The sequence below is a fragment of the Rhodococcus sp. NPDC077669 genome (assembly GCF_040686915.1).
Lineage (GTDB): Bacteria > Actinomycetota > Actinomycetes > Mycobacteriales > Mycobacteriaceae > Rhodococcoides > Rhodococcoides fascians.
Genome location: NZ_JBFBMD010000006.1, coordinates 209,884 through 226,681 on the forward strand (window position 1 = coordinate 209,884; position 16,798 = coordinate 226,681).

Genomic DNA, 16,798 nt, shown 5'->3' on the forward strand with positions numbered 1-16,798 from the left:
GAGGAGGTCATCGAGTGTCGCCAGAGGTTGGTGAGCTGTTCGAGGATGGCCGCTTCCCTTTGTCCGCTGCTCAGATGAATATCTACCTCGCCCAGCAGCTGGCACCGGACGTGCCGTTCACCATCGCGCAGTACGTCGAAATTCGCGGCGACATCGACCCGGCCGTGCTGATCCGAGCCACGGACATCGCCTGCAGGCAACTCGAATCGCCCGCAGTGCGGATCGGACTGCACGACGGTCATCCGTATCAGTGGCGAGACCTCCGGGTGCCGTACGCGATGATCTATCGCGATTTCCGAGACCGCGAGAATCCCGTCGAGGATGCTCAGCGCTACATGAACGAGCAGTACCGTCGCCCCGTCGATCTGGTTCGCGATCAGTTGATCGCCTCCGAGATCATTCAGGTGGGTGAGGCGCACTACTACTGGTACAGCCGCGCCCACCACATCGTCATGGACGGACTCGGCGCGATCTCCGTCCAGGAACGCACCGCCGCGGTGTACACCGCATTGACCGAGGGCACCGAGATACCCAAGACGCGCGCTATCGGCGTCCGTGAGATCTACGACTACGAGGCCGCGTACCCCAACTCCTCTCGCTACGACACCGACCGCCAGTACTGGCTCGGCCGACTCGACGGCCACCTCGACGCACCCCGACTGGCCGGCAACACGTACACGCGCGCGGCACCGAGCGGCGTGACGGTGAGTGTGGGTGCCGTGCTGGACGCAGACCTCACCGAAGCCGTGGCGGCCGTGGCACATCGGTACAACAGCTCCGATGTTCCCGTCGTGCTCGCTACGTTCGCGCTGTATCTCGCGCGCATGACCGACACCGACGACGTGATGCTCAGCCTCCCGGTATCGGGGCGAGCCACCACCAAACTGCGGGAATCGTCCGGCATGATGTCCAACGTCGTGCCCCTGCGCATCGGCGTCGAACAGGGTGTGACCGTCGAAGAACTCCTCCGACGTATTCAGGTGGAACTCACCGGTGCGCTGCGCCATCAGCGATTCCGCGTCGAGGACATGCAGCGCGAGACCGGCGACGGCACCGGCAGCGCCGCCGCTGGACGCGGAGTGTTCGGCCCCACGGTCAACATCATGATGTACAACAGCACAATTCGGCTCGGCGACGTCATCGGCGAATACCGCGTACTCTCCAGCGGCCCGATCGACGACATGATGGTCAACGTCTACCCCGGAGTTGCCGGCACCAGCACCCGCGTCGACTTCCTCGGCAATCCGGCTCTCTACTCCACCGATGAGCTCGCAGCCCATCACCGCCGGTTCCTGGCACTGCTGCGTGCGGTGGTCAATGCCCCTGAGGGCCTCGCGGTATCGGAACTCGATGTGCTCGACGCCGAGGCCGGATCAGCGTTGCTGACGGCACGTCCAGTAGACACGGTGACGCCGGCACCGCTGCCGTCGCTGCTGCGACGCGGTGCGGTGGTGCGTGCCGCGGGTGTCGACCAGTCCAGTGAGGACTTCACCCGGGTCGCAGAACACATTGCAGCGCAACTGGTCTCGCTCGGTGCAGGCATCGAGAAGCGCATCGCCGTGGCGATGGAACGCTCCTACGAATCCCTGCTCGCCTCGTGGTCGATCTCCACGGCCGGGGCCTCGTTCGTTCCGGTCGACCCCACCGAGCCCACCGAGCGGCTGGCCACGGTGCTGGCCGGCGCAGACATCGAATTCGGTATCACCACCAAGGATGTGCTGGAACAACTTCCGAGCACCATCGAATGGTTCGACATCGAGGATCTGCTCGACGCGAACGAACGTGACCTCGCGCCGCCGGCGTTGCACGTCGACAACGAGGCCTACGTCATCCACACGTCGGGCTCGACCGGAAAACCCAAGGCCGTCAGTGTCACTCATCGCGGCCTGGCGCAACTGGCCGACAACGTCGTCGAGCGGTATGCCGTCACCGCCGACTCGCGAGTGCTGCACCTGGCCTCGCCGGTGTTCGACGCGTCCATCCAGGAGGTTCTTGCTGCATTCGCGGCGGGTGCCACCCTGGTGATCGCCCCGGCCGATGTCTACGCCGGGCCTGCCCTCGCCGAGTTTCTGGCCGGCGAGAAGATCACCCATCTGATCACCTCGCCGACGGTGCTGGCGACACTCGACCCGGCGGATCTGCACTCCATCGAGGTCTTCGACGTCGGCGGCGAAGAGTGCCCACCCACATTGCGGGACCGGTTCGCCACTGCTGAACGAACGATGTTCGACGCCTACGGCCCCACCGAGACAACGGTATTGGCGACACTGTCTGACCCGATGGTCGCCGGTGACCGCATCACGATCGGTGCGCCACTGCCGGGCGTTCGTGCGCTGGTACTGGATTCGCACCTGCGGCTCACACCCCACGGCGGCGTCGGCGAGCTGTATCTCGGCGGCGACGGACTCGCCCGCGGATACGACGGCCAACCCGGTTCGACCGCGACGCGGTTCGTTGCCGACCCGGGCGTGGCGGGAGCGCGGCTGTACCGGACGGGCGACATCGTCCGATGGTCGTTCGACGGGTCCTCACTCGAGTACCTGGGCCGCTCCGACCAGCAGATCCAATTGCACGGGCGTCGACTCGAACTCGGCGAGATCGAATTCGCAGCAACCTCTTTCGCTGGAGTGACCGCGGCCGCGGCCGTCGTTCGTGACGATCGACTGGCCCTGTACGTCACCGGTGTCTCCGACGGGCTCGACAGCCACTTGCGGAACCGGTTGCCGGCATGGATGACTCCCCGCCACATCGTCGTTCTGGACGCACTGCCGATGACGGCAGGCGGCAAGGTCGACCGCCGGGCACTACCGGCCCCCACCGCGCCGACGGACACCGAGTACGTGCCACCGCAGACCGAGACCGAACGTGCTGTCGCCGCAGCCTTCGCCGACGTCCTTGGCGTCGAGGAGGTGGGGCGTGAGCACTCATTCTTCGACCTCGGCGGTGATTCGCTCAGCGCCACCCGAGTTCTCGCTCGCCTCGGCTCGGGAGTCTCGCTCACCGCGTTGTTTGCCGACCCCACCGTCCGCGCCGTCGCGGCCGCCATCGATGCGTCCGCCGAGCGCGAAGTCTCCCTCGACCTGCTCGATACCGTTCTGCCGGAACATGTTCCGATGTCGTACGCGCAACAACGCCTGTGGTTCCTCAACCAGTTCGACCCCACATCACCTGCCTACAACATGCCCATCGCCATCCGGGTCGCAGCGGGTAGCGATGCGTCGTTGGTCCTGACAGCACTGCGCGATGTCGCCGAACGACACGAGGCGCTGCGCACCTACTACCCGGACGACGGTGACGGTCCGCGGCAGGTGGTGCGGCCCACCGACACCGTCCTGGTCGGTGTACCGGCGCGCACTGTGCCCGAGCATCACCTCGACGACGCCGTCGCGGCTATTGCCGGGCACGGATTCGACGTCGCGGCCGACGTCCCCATCCGGGCAGCGCTGCTGAGCGCGGAGGAGTCCGGCGACACGGTGGTCGTCGTGGCAGTGCACCACATCTCGATGGACGGATGGTCCCTCGACCCACTCGTGCGCGACTTCGCGTTCGCCCACGCATCACGCACGGCCGGTCATGCACCGACGTGGCCACGCCTACGCGCGCAGTACGGCCAGTACTCGGTGTGGAACCGCGCGACGGTGGATGCGGTTGCCGACGAACAACTCTCGTTCTGGACCTCGGTGCTGGGGGAGCGCGACACCGCGTTGGCGGAATTGCCATCCGACTTCCCCCGGCCTGCCGTGCAATCGATGACCACCGATGCGGTTCCGTTCGAGATCGGGCCGGACCTGCATGCGGGAATCCGCGAGCTGGCGCGGTCGAACAACGCAACCACGTTCATGGTGGTCCATGCCGCGGTGGCTGCAGCCCTGAGTCGATTCGGCACGTCGAACAGCGTGGTGGTCGGATCTCCCACGGCCGGGCGAGGCCACGAGGCGCTCGACGAGATGGTCGGAATGTTCGTCGGAACACTCCCTCTCGCAGTCACAGTGGACCCGGCCGGCAGTTTCGCCGACCTGCTGGATGCCGTCCGTTCCGCAGACCTCGACGCCTTCTCGCACTCGGACGTGCCGTTCGAGCGCATCGTCGACGCGGTGACGACCGATCGATCGCTGGACCGGCACCCGCTGTTCCAGGTGATGCTGGCATTCGACAACGCACCGCACCGATCGGTCGAGGACCTGCCGTTCTCGGTGCTGGAGATACCCACTCGTACCTCGGAGTTCGACCTCAATCTCGTGCTGGAGGAATCCTCCGCCGGACAGGCCGAATCCGCCGGTCTGGTCGGACAGATCGAATACGCGTTGGACCTGTATCAGCGGGCCACCGTCGAACAGTTCGCATCGGCGGTGACGGCAATCCTGCAGGCGGCGGTGTCGGACTCCGCATTTGTCGTCGGCAACCTCGCTCTCGCCGATGAGCCGACACAGCCGACCGAATCCGGCACCGGCACGCTTCTCGACGTGTTGACCGGTGGAACAGCGGATTCGGTGGCGATCGATGGCCCGGAATCGCTGACGTACTCCGAACTCGATCGTCGGTCCAACCGAATCGCACGCCTGCTGATCGCCCACGGCGTGGGACCGGAAACCCTCGTCGCGTTGTCGCTCGAGCGCTCGGCCGAGTACATCGTGGCGCTGTGGTCCGTGGTGAAGGCCGGCGGAGCATTCGTACCGGTGGATCCCCGCTACCCGGCGGCCCGACGGGAACAGATGCTGGGGCCCATCGAGATCGGCTTCGGCGGAACGGAACCGGGAGTGCTGTGGATCGAGGAGAGCCACGCGCAGACGTTCAGCGAAGCGCCACTGACCGACGCCGACCGCCTGGACACGCTCGAACCCGCGCACCCGGCGTACGTGATCCATACGTCGGGTTCCACCGGCACGCCCAAGCCCGTCGTCGTGACGCATCAGGGTGTGTATTCGCTCGCGCAGCACGTTGTTTCGCGCTATGGAGTCGAAGCGGCGTCGCGAGTGCTGCACGGATACTCGGTGAACTTCGATGCTGCGGTGCTCGAGCTCGTGCTCGCCTTCGGGGCCGGAGCGACCATGGTGATCGCGCCACGTGACTTCCTCGGCGGTGAGGAGATGGCGGCCTTCCTCGCCGAGCACCGGGTGACTCACTACCTGTCCACGCCCGCGGTACTCGCGACGGTGCCGCCGGTGGCCGGCGTCGAGACCGTTGCCGTCGGCGGAGATGTGCTGGGTGCCGGGGTCGTCGACGAGTGGTCGCCCGGACGGTCGATGCTCAACGCCTACGGACCCAGTGAAGCCACGGTGGTGGCCACCCTGGCCGATTCGCTGCGCGCCGGAGAGCCCGTCACGATCGGCCGGCCGTTGGATCACGTCGGAGCGTTCGTGCTCGACGACCGGTTGCAGCCGGTGCCGCTCGGAGGCGTCGGAGAGCTGTATCTCGCGGGGTCAGGAGTAGCTCGCGGCTATCGAGCCGATCCGGCGTCCACCGCCGCGCGCTTCGTCGCAACCGACGGCGGTGCCCGGATGTACCGGACCGGTGATCTCGTCCGACGTGAGCTGTCGGGACTGCTCGACTACCGCGGCCGGCGCGATGACCAGGTGCAGATTAACGGTGTGCGCATCGAACTGGGCGACATCGAGAGTGCGCTGACGGCACATCCCGACGTCAGTGCAGCAACAGCACTGGTGGTCGACAACAGAATTCACGCCTGGGTGGTGGGAATCAGCGAGTTCGACGCGGCTCAGTGGCTCTTGGACCGGCTGCCGTTGTCGATGCAGCCGGCCGTGATCACGTCGATCGACCGTATTCCGTTGACCGGCAACGGAAAGGTGGACAAGGCGGCCTTGTTGCCGGCGATGATGCCGGACTCCGAACCGGGTGTCGGACGTACGTTGACGCAGGACGTCATTCTCGGAATCTTCGCCGACACGTTGGGAATCGACGCCCCCGCGGTCGACAGCAATTTCTTCGTCCTCGGGGGAGACTCCCTCGCGGCCACCCGCGTCGCCACCCGCATCAGTGCGGTGCTCGGCGTTCGGGTGCCGGTGCGGACTGTGTTCGAGGCCCCCACCGCGGCGCAGCTCGCGTCGGCGATCGAGTTGCTGTCCGAAAACTACACCGCGCTCCCTGCGCTGGTGCACCGCGCGGATGCGCGCTCCTACTCCGGCCTCGCGCCGGCCGAGCGACGAATCTGGCTGCAGAATCGATACGACCCGACATCGGCGGCTTACAACATCGCCTTCGAGGTAACGCTTCCGGAAGGCCTCGACCTCGAGGTGCTACGCGCGGCGATTGCCGATGTGCTGGAACGGCATACGCCGCTCCGCACGGTATACCCGTCGACGGGCGATGGGCCCGTGACCGTCGTGCTCGATCCGCAGATCGTGCTCTCGACCCTGGACGACGCCCATGCGGGCATCGGCGGGGTGGCACAGCAGGGCTTCGACCTGACCGTCGAGGCACCGCTACGACTCATGCTCGCGGGACGTCGCGGTGAGCGCGTGTTGACCGTCGTCGCCCACCACATCGCGGTCGACGGCCTGTCGCTACGTCCACTGAGCCGCGACATCGAGACGGCTCTGCTGGCTCGAACGGCCGGAGCTACACCGCAGTTCACTCCACTCGCCGTCGACTATCCGGACTACCGCGTGTGGCAACGCGACGTCCTGGACGCGGTGGCGTCCGACCAACTCGACTTCTGGCGTCGCACCCTGGCCGGCTTGCCGGAATTCCTCGACCTGCCCACCGGCACTCCTGACGCCGAGCAGGAGGCGTCGGGAGTCCAGTTTGCCGTCGACGCAGACACTTTCGCGAGTCTGCGGTCGCTCGCGCATCGTCTGGGCGCGACGGTCTTCGTCGTCGTCCACGCGGCGCTGGCGGCCGTACTCGCGGAGGCCAGCGGAACTCGGGATATCGCCATCGGAACTCCGGTGTCGGGCCGAGCAGATCCGGCACTCGACCACCTCGTCGGCATGTTCGTCGGCACCGTTGTCCTGCGGACCGACGTCGATCCGGCGTCGACGTTCGAGGATTTCGTGACCGAGGTGCGCAATCGAGACCTCGATGCCTTCGCGAACTCGGACGTCCCGTTCGAGTGGGTGGTGGACGCGGTACAACCCACCCGCGCCGTCGACACGCACCCGCTGTTCCAGGTGCTTCTGGCCTTCGGTGACGTCAGCACGCCCACAATCGAATTGGGCCCGAGCGCCGTCAATCCGCGTCGAGTGGATATCACGGCGACGCAATTCGATCTGGAATTCGTCGTCGAAGAATCCGATGCCGGGCTGCTGGGCACTCTCGCGTACTCCGCCGACCGGTTCTCCCAGGCGGTCGTCACCGGACTCGCGGAACGTCTGACGACTGTGTTGCACACGGTCGCCGGGGCACCGGACCTTCGGCTCGGCAGTGCAGAATTCGGTCGGGGTGGATCGGCGGTCGTGTCCCGTCGAGACGGTACGGCCGATCAGTCCACACTGGCGCAAGTATTCATGCGGGCGGCGAGTAGCTGGCCCGACAACATCGCGGTGGTCGGCGATGCACGATCAGTGACCTACCACGAGCTGGACAGGCAATCGAATGCATTGGCCGACAACCTCGTCCGGGCCGGCGTCGAGCCGGGTTCTCTGGTGGCGATCGCCCTGCCGCGTTCCGTCGAACACATCACCGCGATCTGGGCCGTGGCCAAGACCGGTGCCGGCTTCCTGCCGATCGACCCGTCACAGCCCGCCGCGCGCGTACGGGAGATACTCGATCGCGCTGCCCCCGTCACGGGAATCACGTCCGTGGACTTCCACTCGGCCGGAAACGACTGGCTGACGGCTGATGGTGACGAGCTCGACCACTTCCAGTTACGCGAAGCACCCGTCGACAGCACGGCGTACGTCGTCTACACCTCGGGATCGACCGGGGTACCCAAGGGTGTGCGGGTGACGCACCGCGGCATCGCGAATCTCGTTCAGAGCCAACGAGACCTGTTCGACGTCGAGCCGACATCACGCGTGCTGCAGTTCGCGTCACCAAGTTTCGATGCGTCGATCTTCGAGACGCTGATGGCCGTCGGTGCCGGAGCGAGCGTGGTGATCGTGCCGCCCGAGGTGCATGGAGGGCGTGAGCTCGAAGCGCTCATCGACGGGTACCAGGTGACCCATGCTTGCCTCACGCCGACCGTGCTGCAGGTGACCGACTCTGCGGCTCTGCCTTCTCTTCGTGTGGTCGTCATGGCCGGCGAGGCCGCCAATTCTGCACTGCTGCAGCGGTGGTCGCAGGATCGTTCGGTGTTCAACGCGTACGGGCCCACCGAGGGGACCGTCATGAGCACCTGCACCACGCATCAGCGGGACTGGGCAGCAGCTGCGGTGACCATCGGCGAGCCGACCCTCGGATTCGACACGGTGGTTCTCGACGCGCGTTTGCGACCGGTGGGCACCGACGTTGTGGGGGAGCTGTACCTGGGCGGGGCCGGTCTGGCCGAAGGGTACGTGGGCGACGCCGCGTTGACGGCGAGCAGCTTCGTCGCCAATCCTTTCGGCGACGGCCGGCTCTATCGCACCGGTGATCTGGTGCGGTGGGTGGCGCGCGATACCGGGCGCGAGCTCGAATACCTGGGCCGAGTGGATTCACAGGTGAAGATCCGCGGCCATCGCGTCGAACTCGCCGAGGTCGAGGCGGCATTGCTGCGTCACCCCACCGTGCGTCAAGCCAGCGTGATCGGGCATGCGAACTCCTTGGCCGCTTACGTGGTGGGTGCGGTCGAACCGCGAGAGTCTCGCGACTTCCTGGCGCGAACGGTGCCCGCCTACATGGTGCCCAGCACGGTGACCGTCGTGGACGCCCTGCCGATGACGTTGTCGGGCAAGGTCGATACGAGCAGGCTGCCCGAGCCGGCAGTGATGTCGAGTGAACGACGCGCGCCGGTCTCGTCCACCGAAGTACTCGTACACACCGTGTTCTCCGACGTGCTGCACCTCGCTGCCGACGACATCGGTATCGACGACAATTTCTTCGACCTCGGCGGGCACTCCCTCTCGGCGGTGCAGGTGATGGACGCCCTCGGCGACAAGCTGAGCCGTCGAATCCCGATCAGTGCATTGCTCGAGCACCCGACGATCACGGCGCTCGCCGCGCGCCTCGACGCGGACGACGGGGACATCGAACCGAGTGACCCGTTCGATGTGCTGCTGCCCCTGCGGACCGACGGCGTGGGCGCACCCCTGTTCTGCGTGCACCCGGCCATCGGAATCGCGTGGAGCTACCTGTCGTTGCTGGGGGCGACGGACCGCCCGGTGTACGGCCTGCAGGATCCGGGTATCTCGAACCGTGACGCTGCGCCGTCGTCGATCGAGGAGTTCGCTTTCGCGTACGTGCGGATGATTCGAGATGTGCAGCCGCACGGGCCTTACCACCTGCTGGGGTGGTCGCTCGGCGGTGTGATCGCCCACGCGGCGGCCGTGCAGTTGCAGTCGGAAGGCGAGGACGTCGCGTTGCTGGCGCTCGTCGATGCGCAACTCGCAGCCCCCGACGACGCCGAGGAATTCGGCATCGACGATCTCGCTCGTCAGCTCGGGGTCGAGGCGACGTCCTTCGAGGACATCGTGACCGAATTGCGGAGCACGCGAACCGAACTGACATTCCTCACCGAGGACGATTTACGTGCCATGTATAGACCGGTCGTCTCCGCTGCCAGCTGGGTCGCGTCGTACCGGCCGGCGGTGTACGCGGGCGATGTCCACTACTTCGCCGCCCGGGGCTCGGACGGCGCGAAGCACTGGACGGCTCTGGTCGACGGCCGGATCTCGGTGACAGAGGTCGATGTGGAACACGAAGACATGCTGGGCGAGCAGGGTGCCCGTGCACTAGGCCGAGTGATCGGCACCGATGCTGTGGGGAAGGGTGTGGCGTGATGAACCAACAACTGGAGCCGTTCGTCGATGATGTGCGAGCACATTACGACCTGTCGGACGATTTCTTCGCGCTGTTCCTCGATCCGAGCATGACGTACAGCTGCGCCTATTTCGAGCGCGACGACATGACGTTGGAGGAAGCGCAGACGGCCAAGATCGACCTGGCGCTGGGCAAGCTCGATCTGAAGCCGGGCATGACACTGCTCGATATCGGTTGCGGCTGGGGAGCTCTCGTCAAACGGGCGGTGGAGAAATACGACGTCAATGTCATCGGTTTGACGTTGAGTCGAAACCAGTACGACCGTGGCCGCGCGCTCGTCGCCGACCTCCCGACCGAACGCAACGTCGACATCCGGTTGCAGGGTTGGGAGGAATTCGACGAGCCCGTCGACCGGATCGTCAGCATCGGCGCGTTCGAGCACTTCCGACGTCAGCGGTATTCGGCGTTCTTCGCCAAGTGCCGTTCGGTGTTGCAGCCCGGTGGCCGAATGCTGTTGCACACCATCGTCATCACGCCTCCCGACCCGGCCTCCGGGGGTGGACTCACGCGCGAGGATGCGCATTTCTCCCGCTTCATCCTGCGCGACATCTTTCCCGGTGGGCAGTTGACGTTGGTCAAGGTGGTGAAGGCGAAAGCGGCCGAGGCGGGATTCGAGTTGCTCCGCGAGCATGCACTGGGACCGCACTATGCACGGACACTCGACACGTGGGCCGAGAAGTTGATCGCGTCCAAGGACGAGGCCATCGCACTGTCGTCGGAAGCGACCTACGACAAATACGTGCAATACCTCACCGGGTCGTCGGAGAGATTCAAGAACTCACGCATCAACGTTGTGCAGTTCACCCTCGAAGCCGGGGACGCGCCTACGGAGTGATGGTGCGACCAACCCTTGACTGGGGAGGTCAACTAGGCACTCTGGCTAACGACAGTGGCCATGTTCGTAAAATGCAGGGCAGCGGTTGGGCGGGGGTGGAGACATGAAGAGCATCCGCACTCCGTGGGGTGTGACCCTGCCGTCAGCGGTCTACGCGGCAATAGTGTCGCTGGCCATCACGCTTGGATCCGCGTTGACGATGGCACGACTCGACTTGCCCTGGTGGGCATGGGTTGTCGAGTTCTTGCTCTTGCTCGCGGTCACGTTTTCGATCACCGAAAGCAACGCCACCCCAGCAGGCGACGGAGTTTTCACCGTGACCAACGCGCGAACACTTGCTCTGTCCGGCGGTGGCCTGTTGCTGTTCGTCGTCTTGTTCGTAGTAATTCTCGTCTTCTGGTCCGAGTGAGACTGCTTCCGATGTAGGAGGATCCATGCACACAGTGTTCTGGGCACCACGTTTTGCGGTTGTGTATTTCCTCGCGGCTCTGGCGGCGGTGGTCCTGTTCACTGCCATCTGCGCGAACATGGCAATAGCGGCACCGCTGATTCTGGCCCTGATCGGGATGGGAGTTGCCGTGTTGATTCGAAGTCGCACGGTTCGCTCGTGATGCGTTCCTGAAGCCGGTGTGGAGTGACTCCGCTCGATTACGCGGCATCCTTTTCAGGTGGTGGTTCCTGTGTCGATCTGTGCGGGGACTCGGTTGCCGACTCCTCGACGTCGGCTCGGCGAATGCCACGGCCGATCCACACGGCTACGAGCGCGCCGATCAGCAACCACACGGCGACGATGCCGACAACCCACCACACGAGTCGCATTCGTAGCCGGGCGCTGGTTGGATGGGCGTGAAACGCGACAATTGTCGCTCACCCCGAACCGACATTCATCGACGAGGAATGCCCACCATGAAGACTGCTCGATTCGGTGTTGTCAGTGGACTGTTCACCGCCCTGGTTCTCGCGTTCACGGCGACGTCCACCGGCACCGCAACCGCAGCGCCGCTTCCGGTCGTCGGCCCCGGTAGTGGGTTCGTCACCACCGGAGGCCTCGACGACCTCACCGTTTGTTCCATCGCGGCCGTCGGCTACGACGACGCGGGCCGGCTGGTCGCACTCACCGCAGGCCACTGCATCCTTCGCCCGGGCCTACCCGTCACGCTCGTCGGATCGCCCGTGTCCCCGGTCGGCACTACCGCCGTCGGACATTGGGGCCCGGATTACGGCGTCATCGTTCTCGACCCCAGCAAGGTGACACCCGTCAACAGTCTGGGCGGAGTCACCGTCACCGACGTCGGCACCGCATCGGTGGGGCAGCCCGTCTGCAAGACCGGGCTCGGCAGCGGAGTGACCTGCGGCAGCATCGTCGACGCGCGCGGCAGCGACTTGATGTCCGACGCCCTCACGGTCTGGTCCGACTCCGGTGGGCCACTGGTCGTCGGCACCACCCTCGTCGGGATCACCAGCCACGCATCCGGGGTGCCGCTGATCAGTCCCACCGCGTACGCGTCGGCAGCGGAATCCGTTCGGCTGATGAATCAATCGGGAGAGCCGGGAGCCGGCTTCCGCCCAGTGTGAGCCGGGGTGGCCGTCCGATCGCTGCGCGCAACAGCGCGGAGTGAACTACCGTCCGATAGGTGGACTTGGGAAAAACCGGATTCGGAGATCGAATCAACAGGCTGTTGACGCACCATGCCGACAAGGCCGGCGAGTCCCTCAACACCTACGCACGTCGGGCAATCATCACTCGGCTCGTCACCGAACTCGAACGAGAGTCCTCACCGGAAGTGGCCGCCGTGCTCGCGGACGCCCGTAGTTTCGAATACGAGAACATCGAGTTGTCCGATCCCGATTCGACGTCACTTCCGCAGACGTACCTGTAGATCGGTGACGTCGACCGTCTCGCCGCCGTACGAGCTACGGGCATGATCGGCAGTTCTCGTGACGAGCAGTTCGACAAACTGGCCCGGATGACATTGCGAGCCATGGGAGCACAGGGTGCGTCGATCTCGTTCGTCGACGATCACACTCAATTCATCAAAGCCAGCGTCGGAACATCGGGAACGGCAGCGCAGCCACAGACCGTAGCGGTGGAACGGTCGGCGTGCCGTGTCGTGGTGGAAACCGGCGAAACGCTGGTGGCACAGGACATTCGAGAGCACGCGCTACTGAGGGATCACGCGACTGCGGATCTGATCGCCTATATGGCAGCGCCGATCAAGTCCGACGCGGGTTTCACCGTCGGAATGCTGGATGTGGGACTACCGACCACGTAAATGGACGTCGGGCCACATGAAGACCCTCGAAGACATCGCCTGGCTGATTCAACAGCGAATTCGTTGACAGCAGCCCTGTTTCGATAGTGACAATGCTTGCGTTGCACGCCGGATGAAGGTGAAGGGTGATATGTCTTCGGTGTACGAAATGTCGCCTGCCGAACGGCGTCACCGCTCTGAGGACATGAAACTTGGAAGGATGGGGACAGCGCTGGCTTCGCGCGAAACACCATGCGAGTGCACCGACGGTCATCGTCGGTAGTGGTCCCGTCACAGAGCAACTGGCGCGCAGAATGAAGCAGTCCTCCGAATACGGGATGGATCTCGTCGGGACAGTCGACTCCTCGCCCGACGTCGACCCCTCTGTGCAACACGGGCTTTCGTATCTGGGACCGCTCACCGACCTGACTCGAATACTCCGAGCGCATCGGGTGGAGGAGGTGGTGATCGCGTTCGCGTCGGCTCCGCACGAACAAATAGTCGACGCGATCCGTGCAGCACAGCATGCCGGTGCCCGCGTCTGGCTCGTACCCCGCATGTTCGATACCGTCGGAATGCACGCGCGCATAGAGCATCTGGGCGGGCTGCCCCTGATGGTGTTGCGGCATGTCGACCCGAGGGGGTGGCAGTTCGTCCTCAAGGGTGCACTGGACCGGGTCGCTGCGGGACTGGCTCTGCTGCTGCTGTCGCCGGTGTTCCTCGTGCTCACCGTACTGGTACGAGCGAGTTCCCCCGGGCCCATCTTTTTCGCGCAAGAACGAATCGGCCGAGACGGAGTTCCGTTCGACTGCTTGAAGTTCCGATCCATGCGGCCACCACGTGACTCCGATGCGGACTCCGTCCGGACCGAGGGAGCGGCACCCGGCGGTGTGGAAGGCGTGGATCGACGCACCCGGATCGGCAAGATCATGCGGCAGACCTCGCTCGACGAGCTGCCGCAGCTCATCAACGTGCTGCGCGGCGACATGAGCCTGGTCGGTCCCCGTCCCGAGCGGCCGGAGTACGTCGACCTGTTCGCAGCGCAGATCAGACGCTACGGCGAGCGACATCGCGTCAAAGCGGGTCTCACCGGATGGGCTCAGGTGAACGGACTACGCGGTCAGACCCCCATCGCGGATCGGGCGGAATGGGACAACTACTACATCGAGAACTGGTCCCTCCGGCTCGATATCAAGATCGTCTTTCTGACGTGCATCGCCGTGCTCAAGAGGTCGGAAGACTGACCGACGCGTCCGTCATCGGCCTTCCGCCGCGCGTACGCGTGCGGCCTCGCGGACCGCGCCGACATTCGCCTTGCCCTGCCGTGATCCGGCGAGCTTGGCGGCGATGTGATCGCGTACCGACACCGGCTCGTAGGCCAGGCCGGAATCCGCGTCCAGGTGCGACGGCAACGTGGAGATCACCGCGTCGACATTGCCGTCGTGGAAGAACGCTGCCGACCGCCGACGCACGATCGTGCCGTCGACGACGGGTGGCTTGACGCGATGCAGAGTGGACAGCCACCGGTCGTTGGTCAATCGCGCAGTGAGGTCTCCCAGGTTCACCAACAGAGCGCCGTCACGAGGAGCGACGTCGTGCCACACGCGGTCGGTACCCAGCACCTGAAGACCGGCCACCTGGTCGGCCCACAACACCGTCACGATCCCGAAATCGGTGTGCTCGCCCATCCCGGTGAGGTCACCGTCGAGGGTGACCATGCCCTCGGGCAGGGCGTAGTTGTTCATCCGCAGCACATCGATCGAGTGGTCGGTGAGGTTGTCGAAGAAGTCGGCCGGTAGCTCGAGTGCCGCAGCGAAGATTCCGGTGAGAGTGCGGGCGACTCGAGACGCCTCGGCGAAATAGGTGTCGACGTCGCGTTGGAAATCAGGCAGCTCGTCGGGCCACACGTTGATCCCGTAATCCGATTCGTCCAGATCGTGGGAGTCGAAGGACCGCGCTTCGACCCCCACATTGAACGCCTCGAAGAAGTCGTTCATCCGCGACGCCGACTCGACTCCCACACTGAGGCTCAATGATTCGCTCTTGGGCGGGCTGTATCCGCGATTCGCGTCGGGTATCCGGTACTCGTTCTTGGTCGCAAGCGGCAAAGCGAAGAACGAGTCGATGGACCGCGCCAGACCGTCGAGCACATCGTCTCCGATGCCGTGCCCGATGATCTGCATGAATCCGGAACGGGTGCAGGCGTCGTCGATCTGGGCCACCACACGAGCGCGGGCCGCCGCGTCGTCGGTTCTGCCCGAGGCGAAGGGGCCGATGTCGATCGTGGGGATCTCGAACTCGTGTGCACGGTGATCGGACATCGGCGTTCACTCTCCTGGAGTCCCGGCTGCTGAGCCGACAATTTACCTCCTCAGCACGCACTTTCGCGCGTCGATGCCTCGGCAGCGATCCGGCGTGGATCGTTCTCGGGCAGTGACTCGATGAGCACGCGACGCGGATGCGACGACGGCCCGGTGATCAGATACTTCTGACCGGGTCGCACTCGGGCGGCCTCTGCGACCAGATCTGGATCGGTCGGCGTCGCCGTATCGTTCTCTCGCAGTGCGTCGGCGACGATGCGGCGTGGGTCGTACTGCTTGAGGTCCAACGACTCCCACTCGCTGCGGCGCAGCGGGACGCCCATCTCGGCCTCCGCTGTGCTGCGGGTGCTGTCGACGAAGTGCCGCAGCGTGCGCACCGCCCGTCCGAGTCGGTGGGCATAGCCGGGCAGTCGTTGCGGGCCGAGGACGAACCCCGCAATGATCGCGACGAGGAACAATTTCTCGAATGTCAGGCCGAACATGATGAATTCTCCTGTGCAGTAGCACGTCTGGACGATCGTCTGTCGTGTATCTCGGTGATCGCGAGAGCCGCGCCGAACAGGGTGACCATCGGCAGCGCGACGAGGAACATGGACAGCACGTCTGCCGCGGGGGTGACCAGCGCGCTGAACAGGGCGATCGCCACCACGCTGACACGCCAACTGCTGCGCAGCCTGTCTGCGGAGACGATGCCGAGGCAGTTCAGCATCACCAACACGGCCGGCAGGACGAAGGCGATACCGGTTGCCAACACGATCTTCATGACGAAATCCACGTAGTACGACGCGTTGAGGATGGTGCTGTCCTCGTCGGACGAGAAGCCCGCGAGCACGCTCACCATACGAGGGAAGATGGTGAACCCGAATGCGCAGCCGGCGACGAACAGTGGGGTAGCAGCCGCGGAGAAACCGAGAACGTACTTCTTCTCGCGACGGGTCAATCCTGGAGTGAGGTAAGCGAAGATCTCCCGCAACCACACCGGACTCGACACGATGACGCCGGTGAACAGTGCGATCCGCAGCTGGAGATCGAATGCGCCCGTGACGGTCTCGAAGTTGAGGCTGGCCTGGCGGGACAGCGCCAGTTCCTCGACGGGGCCGCGGAGGACATCGAGAATCCGATCGGAGGTTGCGAAGCCGATCACGATGCCGACGAGCAGCGACACCGCCGCACGGATCGCACGGCGACGTGCCTCGCGCATGTGCCCGGCAAGGGGCATCGCACCCCGCACGGCGGTGGCTGCGGTCATGAGGCGTGTCGGTACGGAACCGGGACCGAGACGTCGTCGGGCGTCGCCGATGTCTTCGCTTTGTCCTCACGCACTTCGTCTTTCAGAATGCGCATCGACTGGCCCACACCCTTGGCGAGCGAGGGGAGTTTGGTCGAACCGAACACGAGCAGAACGATGGCGAGAACGACGAGGGCGTGCCATCCAGTGAGGTTGTGCAACATGATGTTTCCTTCGGTGGGTAGGG

General features: G+C 65.0%; 12 protein-coding genes. 8 read left to right on the forward strand and 4 right to left on the reverse strand.

Going from position 1 to position 16,798, the window contains the following annotated elements:
• Positions 1–14: 14 nt before the first annotated feature.
• The 8 genes from AB0P23_RS10475 (at position 15) to AB0P23_RS10510 (ending at position 14,246) form a co-directional block, all read left to right on the forward strand.
• A complete protein-coding gene (locus AB0P23_RS10475) occupies positions 15–9,875 on the forward strand; it encodes an amino acid adenylation domain-containing protein (protein WP_363797524.1) in 9,861 nt (3,286 codons plus the stop codon).
• Positions 9,875–10,750 (forward strand): cyclopropane mycolic acid synthase family methyltransferase, encoded by an 876-nt coding sequence (locus AB0P23_RS10480; RefSeq protein WP_094651020.1) that lies wholly within the window; start codon positions 9,875–9,877, stop codon positions 10,748–10,750. The genes AB0P23_RS10475 and AB0P23_RS10480 overlap by 1 nt, the downstream gene beginning before the upstream one ends.
• A 103-nt stretch (positions 10,751–10,853) precedes the next feature.
• Positions 10,854–11,159, forward strand: coding sequence for a hypothetical protein (locus AB0P23_RS10485; RefSeq protein ID WP_363797526.1), 306 nt, complete (start codon positions 10,854–10,856; stop codon positions 11,157–11,159).
• A gap of 25 nt (positions 11,160–11,184) precedes the next feature.
• Positions 11,185–11,361 carry a hypothetical protein gene (locus AB0P23_RS10490; protein WP_363797527.1) on the forward strand — a complete coding sequence of 59 codons (177 nt, stop codon included), beginning with the start codon at positions 11,185–11,187 and terminating at the stop codon, positions 11,359–11,361.
• Positions 11,362–11,656: 295 nt separating this feature from the next.
• Complete coding sequence (locus AB0P23_RS10495) at positions 11,657–12,325, forward strand: hypothetical protein (protein ID WP_363797529.1); 669 nt, start codon at positions 11,657–11,659, stop codon at positions 12,323–12,325.
• Between the two features lie 59 nt (positions 12,326–12,384).
• A complete protein-coding gene (locus AB0P23_RS10500) occupies positions 12,385–12,630 on the forward strand; it encodes a hypothetical protein (protein WP_363797531.1) in 246 nt (81 codons plus the stop codon).
• Positions 12,631–12,672: 42 nt separating this feature from the next.
• Positions 12,673–13,023: a GAF domain-containing protein gene (locus AB0P23_RS10505; RefSeq protein WP_363797533.1), complete on the forward strand. Its 351-nt coding sequence runs from the start codon at positions 12,673–12,675 to the stop codon at positions 13,021–13,023.
• A 191-nt stretch (positions 13,024–13,214) separates the two neighbouring features.
• Positions 13,215–14,246, forward strand: a complete 1,032-nt coding sequence (locus AB0P23_RS10510; RefSeq protein ID WP_363797535.1) for an exopolysaccharide biosynthesis polyprenyl glycosylphosphotransferase — start codon at positions 13,215–13,217, stop codon at positions 14,244–14,246.
• A gap of 12 nt (positions 14,247–14,258) precedes the next feature.
• Here the strand turns inward: AB0P23_RS10510 and AB0P23_RS10515 are convergent, their stop codons facing one another.
• From AB0P23_RS10515 to tatA, 4 genes are read right to left on the reverse strand one after another with little or no spacing between them, the layout of a single operon-like run.
• On the reverse strand, positions 14,259–15,323 hold the full coding sequence (locus tag AB0P23_RS10515) for a 2-oxoglutarate and iron-dependent oxygenase domain-containing protein (protein ID WP_363797537.1): 1,065 nt from the start codon (positions 15,321–15,323) through the stop codon (positions 14,259–14,261).
• A 50-nt stretch (positions 15,324–15,373) separates the two neighbouring features.
• Positions 15,374–15,805: a preprotein translocase gene (locus tag AB0P23_RS10520; RefSeq protein ID WP_363797539.1), complete on the reverse strand. Its 432-nt coding sequence runs from the start codon at positions 15,803–15,805 to the stop codon at positions 15,374–15,376.
• Positions 15,793–16,572: a twin-arginine translocase subunit TatC gene (gene tatC, locus AB0P23_RS10525; RefSeq protein ID WP_363797541.1), complete on the reverse strand. Its 780-nt coding sequence runs from the start codon at positions 16,570–16,572 to the stop codon at positions 15,793–15,795. Before tatC ends, AB0P23_RS10520 begins: the two co-directional genes overlap by 13 nt.
• Positions 16,569–16,775: a twin-arginine translocase TatA/TatE family subunit gene (tatA, locus tag AB0P23_RS10530; RefSeq protein WP_032366957.1), complete on the reverse strand. Its 207-nt coding sequence runs from the start codon at positions 16,773–16,775 to the stop codon at positions 16,569–16,571. The genes tatC and tatA overlap by 4 nt, the downstream gene beginning before the upstream one ends.
• Between the last annotated feature and the right edge of the window lie 23 nt (positions 16,776–16,798).